Here is an 18,061-nt window from a genome sequence, read left to right on the forward strand (position 1 = left end):
GAGGACGGCCCGCGTCAATTCGTCGTCGGCCGATAGCGAAAGAACTGCACGCCTGCGTCGGCCGGTTTCGGCAGCGGTTCCAGATAGCGCGGGATATTGCCTTTGCCGAGCGCAGCATAGAGCCCATCCGGCTTCAGCTTGGCGATCTCGCGCGTCTGCGGGTCTTTGGGGCAGAAGGCTAGCACGGTCACCCCAGCCCCCTTCAAGAAAGCTTCCGCCTCCTGCGGCTCCGCCAGGCCGATATGCAACTCCGTCAGCATGCCGCCCTGATTGCGATGATAGGGCGCCGAGAGAACCCGGTTCTGGGTGAAGCGGAGAATGGGGACGCCCATTTCCGATGGTGCGGAGACCAGCCCGGCCGGAAGCCCGGCAAGCGGGGCCAGCGCCTCCTGCGATGTGCAGGAAATCTTCTTTGCCGGCTCGGCCGTCTTCTTCTGCGCGGCATTCTCCGTCTGCATCGAGATAAGCCCGCCGCCGACGGCCCAGGCGGCCGGAACACTTGCGAGCACGGTCACGATGTAGACGAAGGCGGCGGCGACATTCTCGCTGTCGCCGTTCGAAATGCGCCTGATATCGATGATCAGCAGCGCAAGCGGCAGGATGGAGATGAGGTTCGAGAAGGTCGCGCCGCGCACCTGGACCAACGCGATTGCCCAGCTCGTCGTCAGCAGCAGGAGCAGGACCAGATGGATTTGCACGCGGTCACGCTGAACGATGCGGAAGATGCAGACGGCGAAGCCGAAGAGGCCGGCCGCATAGAAGGCGCCGAGAGAGAAAGGATCGGTGCGCCCGAGGACGAAAACCGACTGCGCTTCCGAAACATTCTTCAGCCAGAGCTCGACCAGCATCGGATCGAGACTGGCCAGCGGATCGCTCAGGCATTGCGGTGCGATCACGATCGCCGAACCGAAAACACCGGCGCCGACGACGGCGAGCGCTGCAAAACGCAAGGGACGGGTGAGGCGGCTGGCAAAAACCGCCGAAAACAACAGCAAACCGCCGCCGATCGCCGCCAGGCTGTAATAGCCGAGCGAGAGATTGTCGCAGGTGACCATCGAATAAAGCCGGGGCGGTACCGTTGCGAAGAACAGGATGCTGATCGCCAGCGCCAAAGCCAGCCCGAAGGCCTTCGCAGCAGCGGCAAAATCTTCGCCCTCCCAGGCCCAGAGCAGAGCGACGGTCAGGCAGACGGCGGCGACAAAGGGGGTCGTCTCGGCGCCGATGGCAATGGCGATGGCTGCCGCGACGCCGGCGACCGCGTAGCTCCAGGCGCGACGCTCGGGATCCAGCAGCATCGCTATCATCGTGGCGACCAGCGCCAGCTGCGCATTGTGATGATCGATGGCGCCCGGCGCGAAACGGTTGCCGGCGTAGATGACAAGGCCGGTCAAGCCGAGGCTGATGTGCATGCCGGCGACACCGCCAATGCGCCGACCGGCCACGGCCATGGCGAGCATGGCGGGCAGGATGAGCGATACCGGCCAGACAGCGAGCGCCAGCGCCTCGGCCGTCTCGCGGGGTGCAAACAGACCGAAGAACCAGATCAGCGAGGCGATCGGCAGATCGATCAGCCGCGACCAGTGCATCAGCGTGCCGCCGGTGAGACCGAGCCGGTATTGCATCAGATCGAACCAGCCCTGCCCGGCGAGAAAATCGCGAACCTCGACGAGACGCATTCCGTCGTCATTGTCCGGGCCGACATAATCGGTGGCGCCGGAAAGCCTGGTGACGAGAATGACGGCGGCGAAAATGACGCTATAAGCGATGACAGTTGGCCAGAGACGCGTCAGCAGGTCGCGTATCCTGCCCCGAGGGGTATCGATCGCGGATGATGCATGGGTGATCGGCTGCACAGCGTTCATTGTGGTTAGCGGTTCGTTTCCGGATGAGGCAAGCTTAGCCGCCGCCGATCAAGAAAGTGTAAAGCCGTTGCGACGACCGCCGATTTTGCCTGCGTCATAGGGTCTTATTAACGCCGGATGATTTAGGCTGAGCGCGGCTTTTAAGTGTAACGAGTAGAGTCATGGCCCGATCGCGTACCGACAATCTGAATATTGCCGTCCTGCTTCCCTGCTATAATGAAGCCGCGACGATCGGCCCTGTCGTCCGGGGCTTCCGGGCAACGCTGCCGGATGCCGCGATCCACGTCTACGACAACAATTCCACCGACGGCACCGCGCTGCAGGCAATGCTTGCCGGGGCGCATGTCGTGCGCGAGCGGCGCCAGGGCAAGGGCCATGTCGTGCGCCGCATGTTCGCCGATATCGAGGCCGACATCTACATCATCGCCGACGGCGACGGGACCTATACGCCTGATGATGCCGAAGAACTGGTGCGCACGCTGCTGACCGAGCGCGCCGACATGGTGGTCGGCACCCGGCGCGGCGTGCACGACGATGCCGGCCGTCAGGGCCATGCGCTCGGCAACCGGCTTTTCAACCTGCTCTACAGGACGATCTTCGGACCCGACTTCACCGATATCTTTTCCGGCTACCGCGCCTTTTCGCGCCGCTTCGTCAAGAGCTTCCCGGCGGTATCCGGCGGCTTCGAGATCGAAACCGAAATGTCCGTGCATGCCTCCCGGCTGAAGCTGCCGGTCAGCGAACTGGAACTCGACTATGGCCGCCGGCCGGAAGGTTCGCATTCCAAACTGTCGACCTTCCGCGACGGCGCCAAGATCCTCTGGATGTTCGCGATGCTGATGAAGGAAACCCGGCCCTTCGCCTTCTTCAGCGCGATCAGCGCCACCTTCATGCTGGCGAGCCTCGGCTTCATGGCGCCGGTGCTGGCGGAATATTTCCAGACGGGTCTCGTCAGCCGCATGCCGACCTGGGTGCTGTCGACGGCGCTGATGATGATTTCCTTCATGCTGTTCACCGCCGGCGTCATCCTGGATTCCGTTGCGCGCGCCCGCGCCGAACAGCTTCGTATCCATTATATCGGCCTGGAGACGCCGAGTGCGATGAAGACGCCGCTGAGCCACGCCGCGCCGGTATCGCGCGCCGGCCGCGGCAAGGCGGATGCTGCATGAGAAAGCTCATCCGCTTCGCGATTGCCGGCGGCATGGGCTTCGTCGTCGATGCCGGCACCCTGTCGGCGCTGCTCCATCTGACGCCGCTCGGGCCTTTTCTGGCGCGGCTCATTGCGATCGCCTTCGCCATGGCGGCGACCTGGGCTTTCAACCGGACCTTCACCTTCGATCGCTCCGGCCATTCGCTTGCCGCCGAAGGCTTCCGCTACGGCTCGGTCGGGGTGACGGCAGCGCTCGTCAATTACGGGCTCTATTCAGCGCTTCTGCTGTCGCTGCCATCCCTGCAGCCGCTTGCGGCGATGGTGATCGCCACCGCCGCCTCGATGGTCTTCAGCTTCTTCGGCTATTCGCGCTTCGTCTTCCGCGCTGAGTGATTAGAGCGCCGCGCGTCCAAGAGGACGCGCAAAGGACGCTCTAACACTTTAAATTGGCGCATAATCCTTTCCGAAAATCGATCTCGATTTTCGGGGTTATGCGCTAAACTGCTTCCCAGCCATCCTTCTCGCTGGCCCGGTAGATCGCGTCGATCACCTTCTGGTTCAGCTTCGAATTTTCGAGCGTGACGATCTCTTCCTTGCCGTTCGTCACCGCCCGGGCGAAGGCCTCGACCTCCCGCCTGTACTGGCGGCTGTCCTGGAAGCGGAAGATGCGCGATTCGGTGTGGCTGCGGTTGGCAAGCTCGATCTCCTCGGGCCCCCAGCGATTGGCGTTGAACGGCGACTTGACCTCGATGTAGCCGTCGGTGCCGTGGAAGACCATGACCTGGCGGTTGGCCATCTGCGTCGAGATATAGAAGCTCAGATCGAAATCGCCGAAATCGGCCTTGACGCTCGAATAGATATCCGTGCCGAAATCCGCATCGCGCTCGGTGACCGCCTGGATCCTGAGCGGCTCCTTGCCGGTGGAAAAACGCGTGCCCATGACGGGATAGACGCCGATATCGGGCAGGCCGCCGCCGCCGAGCTCGGGAACGTTGCGCATATTGGCGGGGTCGCGGTTGAAATAGGTGAAGGCGCCCTGCACATGGCGGAGCGAACCGATCGCGCCCTCGGCGATCAGCGCGCGGACCTTCTGCCAGACCGGGGAATAGGTGATCATATAGGCTTCGGTGACCACCACCCGATTACGGTCGCGCGCGGCGATCACTTCGTCGATATCGTCGGCTTTCAGCGCTATGGGCTTTTCGCAGAGCACGTGCTTGCCGGCATCGGCGGCTTTGATCGACCATTCGATGTGCTGCGAGGTCGGCAGCGGGATGTAGACGGCGTCGATGACGTCGGAGGCCAGCATCTCCTCGTAGGAGCCGAAGGCATGCGGCACGGAGAAGCGGTCGGCCACCTCCCTTGCGCGCGTGAGATCACGGCTCGCAATCGCCGTAACGACGCAATTCTCCGCATCCTGGATCGCGGGAATGACATTGTCGCGGCCGATCCTCGCCGTTGAAATGATACCGAAACGCAGCATGATCCAAGCCTCCCAGAACTGATTTCGGCGAACCATATGCAGGCCTTCGCTGCGGCGCAATGGCGAGACCTCAAATCACGGAAGTTTGCCTTTCCTCACGCGCCGATCGCGCTAAGTTTGGGCGAGGGCGGCGTTCTGCCGTATCCGCGATTTCAATCACATCACCTTACTGGAGAGCGTCATGGAAATGCGCCGGCTTGGAAAAACAGGTCTTTCGGTCGCGCCGATCGTCATCGGCGGCAATGTGTTCGGCTGGACGGCCGACGAGAAAACATCCTTTGCCATTCTCGACGCCTTCTTCGATGCGGGCCTGAACACGATCGATACGGCCGATGTCTATTCCGCATGGGTTCCGGGCAACAAGGGCGGCGATTCCGAGGAAATCATCGGGCGCTGGCTGAGGCAGGCAAGGGTTTCCCGCGACAAGGCCGTCATCGTCACCAAGGTCGGCTCCGACATGGGACAGGGAAAGACGCTGAAGGAGACCTATATCCTGAAGGCGGTCGAGGATTCGCTGCGCCGGCTGCAGACGGACTATATCGACCTCTATCTCTCGCATTGGCCGGATGCCGATACGCCGCATGAGGAAACGCTCGGCGCCTATGCCAAGCTGAAGCAGCAGGGCAAGATCCGCGCCATCGGCTGCTCGAATTATGATGCAAAGTTGTTCCAGGCGTCCTTCGACGCGGCCGAAAAGGCCGGCCTGCCGCGTTACGACGTCCTGCAGCCGGAATATAATCTCTATGAGCGCGCAAGCTTCGAAGGGCCACTCGCCGAGCTCTGCATCGCCCAGGATATCGGCGTCATCACCTATTTCAGCCTCGCCGCCGGCTTTCTCACCGGTAAATACCGCAGCAAGGCCGATACGGAAGGCCGCGCACGCGAGGGCCGGGTTTCGAAATATCTCGACGACAAGGGCCTGCGCATCCTGGCCGCGCTCGACAAGGTTTCGACCGAGACCGCCGCCAGCCCGGCGGAAATTTCGCTCGCCTGGCTGCTGCGCAAGAAGGGCGTGACGGCACCGATCGCCAGCGCCACCAGCCTTTCGCAGCTTGAAAGCCTGGTGAAATCGGCGACACTGGCGCTTTCCGATGATGCGATGGCGCTGCTCGACGAAGCCGGCGGCTGAAGAAAGGGAGAGCCCATGACCGCGACCATACGCGATGCCCGCCCCGAGGACGAAGCCCGTTGGCGCGAGCTCTGGGCGGCCTATCTCGCCTTTTACGACGTCACGGTCGATGCCGATATCACCGATCAGACATGGCGCCGGGTCTTCGATCCGGCGTCGGCAATTTCGATGCGCGTCGCCGAGGTCGATGGCAGGATGATGGGCTTTGCACTCTATCTCACGCATGAGGGCACGTGGATCCGCGGCAGAGACTGCTATCTCGAAGACCTGTTCGTCGATGCCGATGCGCGCGGCAAGGGCCTTGGGCGGGCGCTGATCGACGATCTCATCGCCACCTCGAAAGCCAAGGGCTGGTCGCGGCTCTACTGGCATACGAGCGAGCAGAACAAGACGGCGCGGGCACTCTACGACAGCTATGTCGAAAGCGACGGCCACATCCGCTACCGCATCAGTTTCTGAGCGGGGCATCAGTTTCTGAGCGGGGGAAAACCTTCGTAGACAGCGGCGTGATCGCCTTCCCAATTGGCCATGCCCGGTTTGGTGAGGATGCCGCGTGGCCTGACATAACTCTGGATCACCCGCTTCGGGCGTTCGTGCCACTGGATATTGAAGGCCCAGAGCTTCGGGAAGAAGCAGAGCGAGGCATAAGGCAGGTGGTCGTGAATCCACCAGGCGAGCCGCTGCCAGTCGCTTTCATCGCGGTAGCGGTCGAGCATCCATGGCACGACAATGCAGACCGCAGCACCCATGCAGCCGTCAAAATCCCTCATATCCCAGATGTGATGCGCTGATGTGGCGGCATTGGTCGAGCAGTTCAGATTGTTCTCGTTGCCAAACCTGTTCACCCCCGGCGAGCGATAGCCGGAGCGGATATGCAGGCGCCCGAACGTCGCCTGCAGCGGCTCCAGCAATTCCTCGCAGAGCCTCTTGCCTGCCTCGATCGCCAGATCGGGATCCTCGGGGATGTTGGGGATGCGGTAGAAATCGGCGATTTCGGAGTGCAGGAAATCTCGAAGGAAGAAGTTTTGCGACAGCCTTACGCGGCCAAGATCTTCCAGCCCCTTCATCGAACCCGGCTTTCGCATGACGTTATCTTCCTCCCATACCGATGGCCGGAATCATCGCCTGGAGCCCTTTTCCAGTCCACCCGAAATCGATCGGGAACAATTAGCGCGATCCTCGCTTCTTAATGTGTCGCCGCATTCGCGGTTTTTCCCAAAACAAGGATCGAGAAAATGGCCAAGGAAAAGACGTTGGAAGATCTATTCCACGACACACTCAAGGACATCTACTTTGCCGAACGGCAGATTTTGCGCGCCCTGCCAAAGATGGCGCGCGCCGCACAATCCACCGAACTGAAGGCGGGCTTCGAAAAACACCGTGAGGAAACCGAAGCTCAGGTCGAGCGGCTGCAGCAGGTTTTCGAACTGATCGGCAAACGCGCACAGGGCAAAACCTGCGAGGCGATCCAGGGCATTCTGGCCGAGGGCGAAGAAATCATGGAGGAATTCAAGGGCACATCGGCCCTCGATGCCGGTCTGATCTCGGCTGCCCAGGCCGTCGAACATTATGAAATCGCCCGCTACGGCACGCTGAAGACCTGGGCCGCAACGCTCGGCCTCAAGGATGCCGTCCGCCTGCTCGACCAGACGCTGCAGGAAGAAACGGCCACCGACAAGACCCTCTCCCAGCTCGCCACGACAGCAGCAAACCAGAAGGCGAAAGCTGCCTGATGACATGATGCCAACGGGCGGCTGTCCCAATATTTATCGGCCGCCCGAATCCTTCTCGGCAAGCTTGAAGAAATCGATGAAGGCGCGCAGTGCCGGGCGCATCTGCCGCCGGGTGGGATAGTAGATAAACGGGCCGGGATAGGGCGCGCACCAATCCTCCAGCACCCGCACCAGACTGCCGGCCGCCAGCTCGGCGTGCACCCGCATGTCGAAGAGATAGGCAAGACCGGCGCCGTTCAGCGCTGCCAGCAAGGCGAGGCGATCCTCGCTGACGATCAGCGGCCCGTCGACCGAAACGACCAGTTCCTGCCCATCCTTCTCGAATTCCCAGCGATAGATCGAGCCATTGGTGAAGCGCCGCTTGATGCAGCGGTGACGGACGAGATCGCGCGGGTGCTCCGGTTTCGGATAGCGCTCGAAATAATCGGGCGAAGCGGCAATCACCGTCGTCAGATGGGGAGAGATCCTGACCGCGATCATATCGGCCTCCAGGCTCTCCTCCAGCCGGATGCCGGCATCGAAACCCTCCTTGACGATATCGGTGAAGCCGTCCTCGTTGGCGATCTCCAAAGTGATATCGGGATAGAGGTTGAGGAAGTCGCCGAGGCGAGGGGCAAGCAGGATATCGGAGGCGAAACGCGGCGCAGTGATGCGCAGATTTCCGGCGGGCTTGCCGCGCGTGTCGCGGACGGCCTCCAAGGCAATGCCGATCTCTTCGAGCGCCGGCCGCAGTCTTTCGAGCAGCAGGCGACCCTCCTCGGTCGGCGCGACGCTGCGGGTGGTGCGCGCCAGAAGCCTGACACCCAGACTTTCCTCGAGGCTGGAGATCGCATGGCTGACGGCCGAGGGCGCGACGAGGAGTTCCTTCGCCGCAGCTCGGAAGCTGCGATGTTCCGAGACGGCGGCAAGAACGGCGAGTTGCGAGAGCTGTGTTCTGTTCATTGATCGAAATGATAGAACAGCCTGTTAGAAACTGCATGTATTTTCTGATTGATGCGCCAGGAATATGGTCTGCCCGTACCGCAAGCGATCAAGCGGTTCACAATCAGCTCAAAAGGAGCGCATCATGAAAACCCGGAAACTCGGAAACGAACTGACGGTCTCTGCCGTCGGCCTTGGCTGCATGGGCATGAGCTTTGCCTATGGCGCCAGCGACGATGCGGAATCGATCAGGACGTTGCATCGCGCCATCGATCTCGGCGTCACCTTCTTCGACACCGCCGAGGTCTACGGCCCCTTTACCAACGAGGTTCTTCTCGGCAAAGCGCTGAAGCCGTTCCGCGACCGCGTGGTGATCGCCACCAAATTCGGCTTCAAGATCGATGCCAGCAAGCCGGGCACCGCTGCCATCACCGGCGTCGACAGCCGCCCCGAGCATGTGCGTGATGTCGCCGAGGCCTCGCTGAAACGCCTCGGCATCGAGACCATCGACCTCCTCTACCAGCACCGGGTCGACCCCAACGTGCCGATCGAGGAGACCGTCGGCGCCATGGCGGAACTGGTCAGGGAAGGCAAGGTCCGCGCCCTCGGGCTTTCGGAAGCCGGCAGCGCCACGATCCGCCGCGCCCATGCGGTCCATCCGATTGCCGCCCTGCAGAGCGAATATTCGCTCTGGACGCGCGATCCCGAAGAGGAGGTGCTTGCGACATGCCGCGAACTCGGCATCGGCTTCGTGCCCTACAGTCCGCTTGGCCGCGGCTTCCTGACCGGGGCAATCCGCAAGGCGGAGGATCTCGACGCGGACGATTTCCGCCGCCAGGTGCCGCGCTTCCAGGCGGAAAATTTCGACGCCAATGCCGCCCTCGTCGCAACACTCGAGCGGCTTGCCGGCGAAAAGGGCGTGACGGCGGCGCAACTGGCGCTGGCCTGGGTGTTAAGCCGGGGCGACGACATCGTGCCGATCCCCGGCGCCCGCAAGCTTCACCATCTCGAACAGAACGCCGCGGCCGCCGATATCGTGCTCAGCCCGGCGGAACTTGCGCGGCTTGAAGAGATCATCCCGGCCGGGCAGGTTGCCGGCAAACGTTATTCGGACGCCTCGCTTGCGATGACAAACCTGTGAGCGGGCAAGCCCGGCCTGATGCAACCGGCCGGGCTTGTCTTCGGGATTGGCGAAACTATCTAACGCCATCTCGGAGAACGGGATGAAAACATGTCGGACAGGCAGGCAGTCGAACAGACGGTTCATCTCTATGTCGAAGGCATGGCCTTCGCCAATGAGGCAGCCTTGAAAAAGGCCTTTCATCCGCAAAGCGCGATCATCGGTCATTATGAGAATGCCGTCGAATGGCTGACGCGGGACGAGTTCATCGCTGCGATCCTGGCGGAGGAGCCGGCGCCGCCCGGCACGCAGCCCTACATGGATATCCAGAGCGTCGATGTCGAAGGCGATGCGGCAAGCGTCAAGGTGACCGACGATTTCGCCGGAATGCGCTTTACCGACTATCTCTCGCTGCTGAAGATCGACGGCCGCTGGATGATCGTCAGCAAACTCTTCCATCTGCATCTGTGAAAAGACCGGCCGCTATCGCGACCGGTCCATTGTCTTTTGTCGAAGGCTGTAAAGCTCAGCTTCTGAGGACGCCGCCGGTGAATTTCGTGACGCTGGCGACGATCTTCTGCGTCAGCGCCTCGAAATCCTCATCCGTCAGCGTGCGCTCGACCGGCTGGATCTGAACCTCGATCGCCACCGACTTCTTGCCGTCGCCGACCGATGCGCCCTCGAAAATGTCGAAGACATTGACGCCGGTCACCAGCTTGCGGTCGGCGCCGGTCGCCGCCTTGACGATGGCGCCGGCTTCAACAGTCTTGTCGACGACGAAGGCGAAGTCGCGCCGCACCACCTGGAAGGGCGACAGTTCGAGCGCCGGCTTGGTGCGCGTCGCCTTGCGCTTGGCGTCCGGCATGGCGTCGACATAGACTTCGAAGCCGCAGAGCGCGCCGGAGACATCGAGCGCTTCCAGCGTCAGCGGATGGAATTCGCCGAAATAGCCGAGCACGACCTTCGGCCCCATCTTGATCGTGCCGGAGCGGCCCGGATGATACCATTCCGGCCCGCCCTGCTCGATCTGGATATTGCCCATCGGCAGGCCGCAGGCTTCGATGACGGCGAGCGCGTCGGCCTTGGCGTCGAAGACATCGACCGGCTTGCCGCCGCCCTTGGCGGCGTTCGACCAGGCGCGGCCTGCGCCGGCAAGCGAGGCCGTGCCGCGGCGGATGCCGCCGGCCACCCGGCGCTGGCCGTCCGGCCTGTCGTTCTCATAGGTGCCGGAGACCTCGAACAGGGCGACGTCGGCATAACCCTTGTCGGCATTGCGCTGGGCAGCGGTCAAGAGGCCCGGCAGCAGCGAGGGACGCATATCCGACATTTCGGCAGCGATCGGGTTGGCAAGCTTGAGGGCAGGCGAACCGCCGCCGAACAGCTTGGCCTGGTCTTCCGGAATGAAGGACCAGGTGACGGCTTCGAGCATGCCGCGCGCCGCCAGCGCCCGCTTGGCGAGGCGGGTGCGGATCTGCAGCGTCGTCAGGATCTTGCCGTTGACGGCCGCATGGCTTTCGAGCGGCGCCGGCTTGATATTGTCGACGCCGTGAATGCGCATGACCTCCTCGACGAGATCGGCCTTGCCGTCGACATCGGGACGCCAGGACGGAACGGCGACTCGGACAGACGAAGAGCCGATATCGCTATTCCCAAGAACCTTGAAACCAAGACGGGTGAGGATCGTGTCGCTTTCGTCATTCGAAACGTCGAGGCCCGTCAGGCGCTTGACCTCGGAATAGGGGAAATCGACGATCTTCGGCTGGTAACCCTCGTAGCCGACGACCTCGGCCTTGGCAGCCGTGCCGCCGCACAGCTCCAGGACCAATTCCGTCGTGCGTTCGAGACCGGGGACCATATATTCCGGATCGACGCCGCGTTCGAAGCGGTAGCGGGCATCGGTGATGATGCCGAGGCTGCGGCCTGATTTGGCGATGTTCATCGGGTCCCAGAGAGCGGATTCGATCAGCACGTCGACGGTGTTTTCGTCGCAGCCGGAATGTTCACCACCCATGATGCCGCCGATCGATTCGATGCCATCGTCATCGGAGATGACGACGTTGTTCGGCGAGAGCTTGTATTCGCGCTGGTCGAGCGCCAGCACCGTCTCGCCATCGACGGCGCGGCGGACGGTCAGGTTGCCGTTGATCTTGGCGGCATCGAAGACGTGGATCGGCCGGCCCTGATCGAAGGTCATGTAATTGGTGACATCAACAAGCGCGTTGATCGGCCGCAGCCCGATGGCGATCAACCGCTGCTGCATCCAGCGCGGGCTTGGGCCATTCCTGACGCCACGCACCAGGCGCAGCGCAAAGCCCGGGCAAAGCTTGAGATCGTCGAGATCGAGCGTCAGCTTCACCGGCGTCTCGCCTTCGACGGCGAAGGACGGTGCGGGCCGCGTCTTCAACGTGCCAAGGCCGGAAGCGGCGAGATCGCGGGCGATGCCGTGGATCGAGGTGCAATCCGGCCGGTTGGGCGTCAGGTTGATCTCGATGACCGGATCGTCGAGATGGGCATAAGCCGCATAGCTCTGACCGACCGGCGCATCCTCGGGCAGATCGATGATGCCATCGTGGCTGTCGGAAATCTCAAGCTCCTTTTCGGAGCACATCATGCCACGGCTTTCGACGCCGCGGATATTGCCGACGGCGAGCGTCACATCGATGCCGGGAACATAGGTTCCGGGTGCTGCGAAGGCGCCGAGGAGGCCGGCGCGCGCATTCGGCGCGCCGCAGACGACCTGCACCGGCGCGCCGGAACCGGTATCGACCATAAGCACCTTCAGACGATCGGCCTGCGGATGTTTTTCCGCCGAGACAACTCTGGCGATGACGAAGGGCTTGAATGCCGCCTTGTCGTCGACATCCTCGACCTCCAGCCCGATTTCGGTGAGGCGCGTGCAGATTTCATCGAGGCCGGCATCCGTTTCCAGATGCTCTTTCAGCCAGGAGAGCGTGAATTTCATCGTCCCAATTCTCCGTTCAAGCGCTGAGGCCGCCGAACAGCGTCGGCATGTCGAGCGGGCGGAAGCCGTAATGCGTCATCCAGCGGACGTCGGCGTTGAAGAAGTCGCGCAGGTCGGGCATGCCGTATTTCAGCATGGCGATGCGATCGAGGCCCATGCCCCAGGCAAAACCCTGATATTCGTCCGGATCGAGGCCGCCGTAACGCAGCACGTTCGGGTGAACCATGCCGCAGCCGAGGATCTCCATCCAGTCGGTGCCTTCGCCGAACTTGACGATCGGGCCGGAACGGTCGCACTGGATATCGACCTCGAAGGAAGGCTCGGTGAACGGGAAGAAAGACGGGCGGAACCGCATCGTCACGCTGTCGACCTCGAAGAAGGTCTTGCAGAATTCCTCGAGCACCCAGCGGATATTGGCGACATTGGCCTTTTTGTCGATGACCAGGCCTTCGACCTGATGGAACATCGGCGAATGCGTGGCATCGCTGTCCTGGCGATAGGTCTTGCCGGGAATGATGATGCGGATCGGCGGTTTCTGCGTCTCCATGGTGCGCACCTGCACCGGCGAGGTATGGGTGCGCAGCACCTTGCGCTCGCCATTCTCATCCGGGTTGAAGAAGAAGGTGTCGTGCATCTCGCGGGCCGGATGGCCTTCGGGAAAATTCAGCGCGGTGAAATTGTAATAATCGGTCTCGATGTCGGGACCTTCGGCGATCGAGAAGCCCATGTCGGCGAAAATCGCGGTGATCTCGTCGACGATCTGGCTGATCGGATGGATGCGGCCGCGTTCGGCCGGCGAAGAGCGCACCGGCAGGCTGACGTCGACCGTCTCGGCCTTCAGCCGGGCATTGATCGCCGCTTGCTTGAGCGTTGTCTTGCGGGCGGCGAGCGCCTCGGTCACCGCATTCTTCAGAACGTTGATCGCCGCGCCCTTGGTCTGGCGCTCTTCCGGCGTCATGGCGCCGAGCGTCTTCAGGAGTTCGGAGATCGAGCCCTTCTTGCCGAGGGCGGAAACGCGCACGGCTTCGAGCGCCATCTCGTCATTGGCGGCGGCGATTTCGGCGAGCAGCGATGCGTTGAGCTGGTCGATATCTGACATTGTCACTTCTTTCCGTCCAGTATCAGGCGGGCGATCGGGAGGCAGGCGGCGCCGGCCGGCGCCAGGAATATAAAGAAAGAAAAACCCGCGCTAGCCCAAACCAGCGCGGGTTTCCCAAAATCAAAAATTCAAAGCTTGGGAAGCGCTGGTTACTTGACCGCGCCTTCAAACTCGTTCGCCGTGCCGGCTTCCTTGAGATACTCAAGAGCCTTCTTGGCAGCGTTGACCAACGCGCCGAATGCTTCCGGCTCGTGGATCGCCATGTCGGAGAGAACCTTGCGGTCGACTTCGATGCCAGCCTTGTTCAGGCCGTCGATGAAGCGGCCGTAGGTCAGGCCGAATTCGCGCACAGCGGCGTTGATGCGCTGGATCCAAAGCGCACGGAAGTTGCGCTTGTTGACCTTGCGGTCGCGGTAGGCGTACTGCTTCGAACGGTCGACAGCGGCCTTGGCGGTACGGATGGTGTTCTTGCGGCGGCCGTAAAAGCCCTTTGCGGCCTTCAGAACCTTCTTGTGCTTGGCGTGAGAGGTGACGCCTCTTTTTACACGTGCCATATCATGATCTCCTTAAATCTAGCGTTCGCGGACGAGTCTCAGAGACCGTTCGGCAGGTAATTCTTGATAACCTTGCGGCCATCCGGTTCTGCGAGAACCATGGTGCCACGTGCATCGCGAATGAACTTGTTGGTACGCTTGATCATGCCATGGCGCTTGCCGGCAGCGGCAGCCTTGACCTTGCCGGTCGCGGTGATCTTGAACCGCTTTTTGGCAGAGGACTTCGTCTTCATCTTGGGCATTTTGCTACTCCTTCTGTCCTCCCTGCGCGCTTTATCAAAAAAGCCCTTCTCGCGAAGTCCGGTTCTCCGGCCGTCGCAACAAGGTGCGGGAGCGTTTGTTGTTGATCCGCGGCATCGGCGACGAACCGTTCCGCAAGCATTCGAAACTGCCACGGCATGCCCTGCCGGTCAGTTCGGACGCGCGCTTATAACCGCAGCGTCCTGAAAGTGCAACGGGGCCGCGGAGGAATCTTCGCAACCTCCGAAAACACCCTTCTTGAAGCAATAAGGGCAGAAAGCACAAAAGCCGCCCTTGCGGACGGCCTTGGGCGAAAAAGTGCCTGGCGCTTACTTCGGCGCCAGCACCATCATCATCTGACGGCCTTCGAGCTTGGGCTCGGCTTCGACCTTGGCGAACTCGATCGTATCGGCCTTGACCTGCTGCAGAAGCTTCATGCCGAGTTCCTGGTGGGCCATTTCACGGCCGCGGAACTTCAGCGTCACCTTGACCTTGTCGCCTTCATCGAAGAAGCGACCCATCGCCTTCATCTTCACCTCATAATCATGGGTGTCGATGTTCGGGCGCATCTTGATTTCTTTGACTTCGACGATCTTCTGCTTCTTGCGCGCCTCGGCAGCCTTCTTCTGGTTGGCATATTTCAGCTTGCCCAGATCGAGGATCTTGCACACCGGCGGTTCGGCATTGGGGGAAATTTCGACGAGATCGAGGCCGGCTTCTTCCGCCATCTTCAAGGCCTGGTCGGTAGGCACGACGCCCATATTCTGTCCGTCAGCCGCGATCAGCTGAACTTTGGGAATGCGGATTTCACGGTTCGAGCGCGGTCCGTCCTTCACGGGCGCGTCGGTTTTAAAAGGTCTGCGAATGGTCGTATTCTCCTCGCGTTGTTTCGGAACGTTGCAGCATCGCGCTCCCAATCAGGGTGCACAAACGTGTCGCGTCATCGCTGCAACGGAGTCAATATCATCCTTTAGCGGAAAAATCACCCGCTGTCAGCCTGCCAAGAATCTGTTTTATAGGCCAAAACAATAGGAGTTTCGCCGATGTCCGATCAGATGCCCGATGCCCAGCCGCAGTTCTTGACGGTCGGCGAAGGCGAAGCAGCGCGTGAGATCGCCATGATCGTCCGCCCGGCGCAGGCCGGCAATGGCGCGCCGACGCTCGTCTGGCTGTCCGGCTACCGCTCCGATATGAGCGGCACCAAGGCGGTGGAACTCGACGGGCTGGCGGCGGAACTGGGCGTCGCCTGCATCCGCCTCGACTATTCCGGCCACGGACTTTCCGGCGGCAGCTTCGGCGACGGCACGATCTCGCGCTGGCTGGAGGAGGCGCTTGCCGTCATCCGCCATATCGCCCCCGATCGGATGATCCTCGTCGGCTCCTCGATGGGCGGCTGGATCGCGCTCAGGCTGGCGCAGGAGCTTGCGCGGCAAGGCGGCCCGAAGCTCGAGGGCCCAAAGCTTGCAGGCATGGTGCTGATCGCACCCGCACCCGACTTCACCTCCGAGCTGATCGAGCCGAACCTCAAGGCCAAGGAGCGCAAGTCGCTGGCCGAGCGCGGCTATTTCGAAGAGCGTTCGCCATACAGCCCGGAACCGAACATCTATACCAGGGCGCTGATCGAGGACGGCCGCGCAAACCGGGTGCTCGACGGCATCATCGAGACAGGCTGCCCGGTGCACATCCTCCAGGGCATGAAGGACCCCGACGTGCCGCATGCACATGCGATGAAACTGGTCGAACACCTTCCCGCCGACGACGTGGTGCTGACCTTCATCCGCGACGGCGACCACCGCCTGTCGCGCCCCGGCGATATCGCGCTTCTCTTGAGCGCCGTCAAAGGCATCATCCGTTCATCAACAAATAGGCAGATGCCCGCCTGAATGGCATCGGCGTATAAATTCGCCTGATGCAGGTTCCCAACCCGTTGCATTTTAACCATGTCGGCGGGTCGCAAGGTCCTCCCAATAAGTAACGATTGACTCTTTCCGGCCCTCTCCATTAACACTTTGTTAATAAATAAGGGGCGATGCAAGGAAAGAGCGGGCGTGCGGATCAAGGGTGTCTTTGTGGCCATGATGGCCGTATTTGCGATGGCAACGGCCGCCATACCGGCCCCAAGCAGAAATGCTTCAATGGTAACGGGCAATGCCACTTCACAGCCCATCGGGCACTATGATTTCTGTCAGATCCACCGCAATGAATGCGGCGCAAACCGCAACGCCGGCCCGGTTGAAATGACCCCGGCAAAGTGGTCGCTGGTGCGCTCGGTCAACGCCACGGTCAACCGCACGATCACGCCGATGACCGACAAGGAAATCTACGGCAAGGACGAAGTCTGGGCCTATCCGACCACCGCCGGCGACTGCGAGGATTTCGCGCTGCTGAAGCGTCGCATGCTGATCCAGCGCGGCTTTTCGGCCGCCGACCTGCTGATGACCGTCGTGCGCAAGCCGGATGGTGAGGGCCATGCCGTGCTGACGCTGCGCACCGCCGAGGGCGATTTCGTGCTCGACAACCTCGCCTCCGACGTCAAGCCGTGGTTCGGCACGCCCTATTCCTTCGTCAAGCGCCAGTCGAGCTACAATTCCGGCCGCTGGGTCACCATCGAGAACGGCCGCGACGTTCTGGTCGGCGCGCTGCGCTAAGGGTCAACAGAGAATATGGAAAGGCCGGCGGTTTGCCGGCCTTTTTCGTTTTGTTGGTTTGGGATGCCACACCGTCTCCCGGCCCTTCGCTTTGGGCTCAGGGCGTTCGTCGCTGCAATCGATTCACTGAATCGATTGCTCGGCTTCGCCGATCGCAACTCACCCGTTGCCAATCAATATCCCCGCGCCGAGCACTAAACCGCCGCCGAGCACCACCTGGAAGGCGGCGCGCAGGAAGGGGGTTTCCATGTAGCGGTTCTGGATGAAGGCGATGGCCCAGAGTTCGAAGAAGACGATGATGGCGGCGGTGATCGTTGCCGTCCAGAAGTGCGGGATCAGATAGGGCAGCGCGTGGCCGAGGCCGCCGAGCGCGGTCATGATGCCACAGGCAAGGCCGCGTTTGACCGGCGAGCCTCTGCCGGAAATCTTGCCGTCGTCATGGGCGGCTTCGGTGAAGCCCATCGAGATACCGGCGCCGACGGAGGCCGACAGGCCGACGAGAAAGGTCTGCCAGGTATCCTGCGTGGCAAAGGCGGCGGCGAAGATCGGCGCCAGCGTCGAGACCGAACCATCCATCAACCCGGCAAGACCCGGCTGCACATAGGTCAGCACGAATTGCCGATGCACCGTCTCGTCCTCGCCGCGCTTGACGTCTTCAGGCGTATGTTTGTCGCCCAGCATGCGGGCGATATCTTCATGCCCCTGTTCGGCAAGGGCGAGATCGCCGAGAAGCTCACGCGTCGAGGCGTCCGAGGTCCGCTTTGCCGCCTCGACATAGAAACGATAGGCCTGCTCCTCCATCGCCTCGGATTCCTGCCGCATCGCGTCCAGCGAAAGATTTGCCCTCAGCCAGTCGGGCTTGCGCTCGTAGAAGCCCTGCACATGTTCGCGCCGGATCAGCGGAATGCGCTCGCCGAAGCGCTGGCGATGGATTTCGATGAGCGACTTGCGATGCGTATCCTCGACCTCGGCCATATCCTCGAAGACTTTGGCCGAAGCCGGAAATTCGCGACGCAACCTGTCGGCATAGGCGAGATAGATGCGGGCATCGTCTTCCTCGGAGGCAATCCCGAGGGCAAGGATCTCCTGCTCGGACAGTGATTCGAAAGATCGTTTCGAGGATCTGAAAAACCGCGCCAGCATGACTTTCTCCAAAATTT

19 protein-coding genes are annotated in these 18,061 nt (G+C 61.7%); 9 read left to right on the top strand and 10 right to left on the bottom strand.

Annotated features, from left to right (window positions below):
• Positions 1-14: 14 nt before the first annotated feature.
• The gene (locus tag FHT75_RS14305; RefSeq protein ID WP_183844881.1) at positions 15-1,862 is read right to left on the bottom strand and encodes a hypothetical protein; all 1,848 of its coding nucleotides are present in this window, start codon (positions 1,860-1,862) and stop codon (positions 15-17) included.
• Between the two features lie 161 nt (positions 1,863-2,023).
• Here FHT75_RS14305 and FHT75_RS14310 point away from each other — a divergent pair, with 161 nt between their 5' ends.
• Together FHT75_RS14310 and FHT75_RS14315 are read left to right on the top strand one after the other, a co-directional pair.
• Positions 2,024-3,031 (top strand): glycosyltransferase, encoded by a 1,008-nt coding sequence (locus tag FHT75_RS14310; protein WP_097594983.1) that lies wholly within the window; start codon positions 2,024-2,026, stop codon positions 3,029-3,031.
• Positions 3,028-3,405 (top strand): GtrA family protein, encoded by a 378-nt coding sequence (locus tag FHT75_RS14315; protein WP_097594984.1) that lies wholly within the window; start codon positions 3,028-3,030, stop codon positions 3,403-3,405. Before FHT75_RS14310 ends, FHT75_RS14315 begins: the two co-directional genes overlap by 4 nt.
• 103 nt (positions 3,406-3,508) lie before the next feature.
• Here FHT75_RS14315 and FHT75_RS14320 read toward each other — a convergent pair whose 3' ends face one another.
• Entirely contained in the window at positions 3,509-4,495 is a 987-nt protein-coding gene (locus FHT75_RS14320) for a Gfo/Idh/MocA family protein (RefSeq protein WP_097543258.1), read from the bottom strand.
• 181 nt (positions 4,496-4,676) lie between these two features.
• On the opposite strand from FHT75_RS14320, the gene FHT75_RS14325 reads away from it, so the two are divergent.
• Both FHT75_RS14325 and FHT75_RS14330 read left to right on the top strand, forming a co-directional pair.
• The gene (locus FHT75_RS14325) at positions 4,677-5,624 is read left to right on the top strand and encodes an aldo/keto reductase (RefSeq protein WP_048338482.1); all 948 of its coding nucleotides are present in this window, start codon (positions 4,677-4,679) and stop codon (positions 5,622-5,624) included.
• A 15-nt stretch (positions 5,625-5,639) separates the two neighbouring features.
• Positions 5,640-6,083 (top strand): GNAT family N-acetyltransferase, encoded by a 444-nt coding sequence (locus tag FHT75_RS14330; RefSeq protein ID WP_048338481.1) that lies wholly within the window; start codon positions 5,640-5,642, stop codon positions 6,081-6,083.
• Between the two features lie 8 nt (positions 6,084-6,091).
• Here FHT75_RS14330 and FHT75_RS14335 read toward each other — a convergent pair whose 3' ends face one another.
• The gene (locus tag FHT75_RS14335; protein ID WP_048338480.1) at positions 6,092-6,709 is read right to left on the bottom strand and encodes a hypothetical protein; all 618 of its coding nucleotides are present in this window, start codon (positions 6,707-6,709) and stop codon (positions 6,092-6,094) included.
• Between the two features lie 150 nt (positions 6,710-6,859).
• Between FHT75_RS14335 and FHT75_RS14340 the strand changes: the two genes are divergently transcribed.
• Entirely contained in the window at positions 6,860-7,357 is a 498-nt protein-coding gene (locus FHT75_RS14340; protein WP_028757863.1) for a ferritin-like domain-containing protein, read from the top strand.
• A gap of 33 nt (positions 7,358-7,390) precedes the next feature.
• Here the strand turns inward: FHT75_RS14340 and FHT75_RS14345 are convergent, their stop codons facing one another.
• Positions 7,391-8,299, bottom strand: a complete 909-nt coding sequence (locus FHT75_RS14345; protein WP_047617531.1) for a LysR family transcriptional regulator — start codon at positions 8,297-8,299, stop codon at positions 7,391-7,393.
• 124 nt (positions 8,300-8,423) lie between these two features.
• On the opposite strand from FHT75_RS14345, the gene FHT75_RS14350 reads away from it, so the two are divergent.
• Both FHT75_RS14350 and FHT75_RS14355 read left to right on the top strand, forming a co-directional pair.
• Entirely contained in the window at positions 8,424-9,419 is a 996-nt protein-coding gene (locus FHT75_RS14350; RefSeq protein ID WP_063474841.1) for an aldo/keto reductase, read from the top strand.
• A gap of 90 nt (positions 9,420-9,509) precedes the next feature.
• Positions 9,510-9,869 (top strand): nuclear transport factor 2 family protein, encoded by a 360-nt coding sequence (locus FHT75_RS14355; RefSeq protein WP_028757866.1) that lies wholly within the window; start codon positions 9,510-9,512, stop codon positions 9,867-9,869.
• A 55-nt stretch (positions 9,870-9,924) separates the two neighbouring features.
• Here FHT75_RS14355 and pheT read toward each other — a convergent pair whose 3' ends face one another.
• From pheT to infC, 5 genes are all read right to left on the bottom strand, one after another.
• A complete protein-coding gene (pheT, locus tag FHT75_RS14360) occupies positions 9,925-12,360 on the bottom strand; it encodes a phenylalanine--tRNA ligase subunit beta (RefSeq protein ID WP_097594985.1) in 2,436 nt (811 codons plus the stop codon).
• A gap of 16 nt (positions 12,361-12,376) precedes the next feature.
• Complete coding sequence (gene pheS / locus FHT75_RS14365) at positions 12,377-13,459, bottom strand: phenylalanine--tRNA ligase subunit alpha (RefSeq protein WP_063474843.1); 1,083 nt, start codon at positions 13,457-13,459, stop codon at positions 12,377-12,379.
• 149 nt (positions 13,460-13,608) lie between these two features.
• Entirely contained in the window at positions 13,609-14,013 is a 405-nt protein-coding gene (gene rplT, locus FHT75_RS14370; RefSeq protein ID WP_027682113.1) for a 50S ribosomal protein L20, read from the bottom strand.
• Between the two features lie 38 nt (positions 14,014-14,051).
• A complete protein-coding gene (gene rpmI / locus FHT75_RS14375) occupies positions 14,052-14,255 on the bottom strand; it encodes a 50S ribosomal protein L35 (RefSeq protein ID WP_003570998.1) in 204 nt (67 codons plus the stop codon).
• A gap of 327 nt (positions 14,256-14,582) precedes the next feature.
• Entirely contained in the window at positions 14,583-15,119 is a 537-nt protein-coding gene (gene infC / locus FHT75_RS14380) for a translation initiation factor IF-3 (protein ID WP_080759946.1), read from the bottom strand.
• 177 nt (positions 15,120-15,296) lie between these two features.
• On the opposite strand from infC, the gene FHT75_RS14385 reads away from it, so the two are divergent.
• Positions 15,297-16,136, top strand: a complete 840-nt coding sequence (locus FHT75_RS14385; RefSeq protein ID WP_097543160.1) for an alpha/beta hydrolase — start codon at positions 15,297-15,299, stop codon at positions 16,134-16,136.
• A gap of 165 nt (positions 16,137-16,301) precedes the next feature.
• Positions 16,302-16,901: a transglutaminase-like cysteine peptidase gene (locus tag FHT75_RS14390; RefSeq protein WP_097543159.1), complete on the top strand. Its 600-nt coding sequence runs from the start codon at positions 16,302-16,304 to the stop codon at positions 16,899-16,901.
• A 159-nt stretch (positions 16,902-17,060) separates the two neighbouring features.
• On the opposite strand, the gene mbfA is transcribed toward FHT75_RS14390, so the two are convergent.
• On the bottom strand, positions 17,061-18,044 hold the full coding sequence (gene mbfA / locus FHT75_RS14395) for an iron exporter MbfA (protein WP_028757872.1): 984 nt from the start codon (positions 18,042-18,044) through the stop codon (positions 17,061-17,063).
• Between the last annotated feature and the right edge of the window lie 17 nt (positions 18,045-18,061).

The sequence above is a fragment of the Rhizobium sp. BK112 genome, assembly GCF_014193215.1.
Classification (GTDB): Bacteria; Pseudomonadota; Alphaproteobacteria; order Rhizobiales; family Rhizobiaceae; genus Rhizobium; species Rhizobium anhuiense.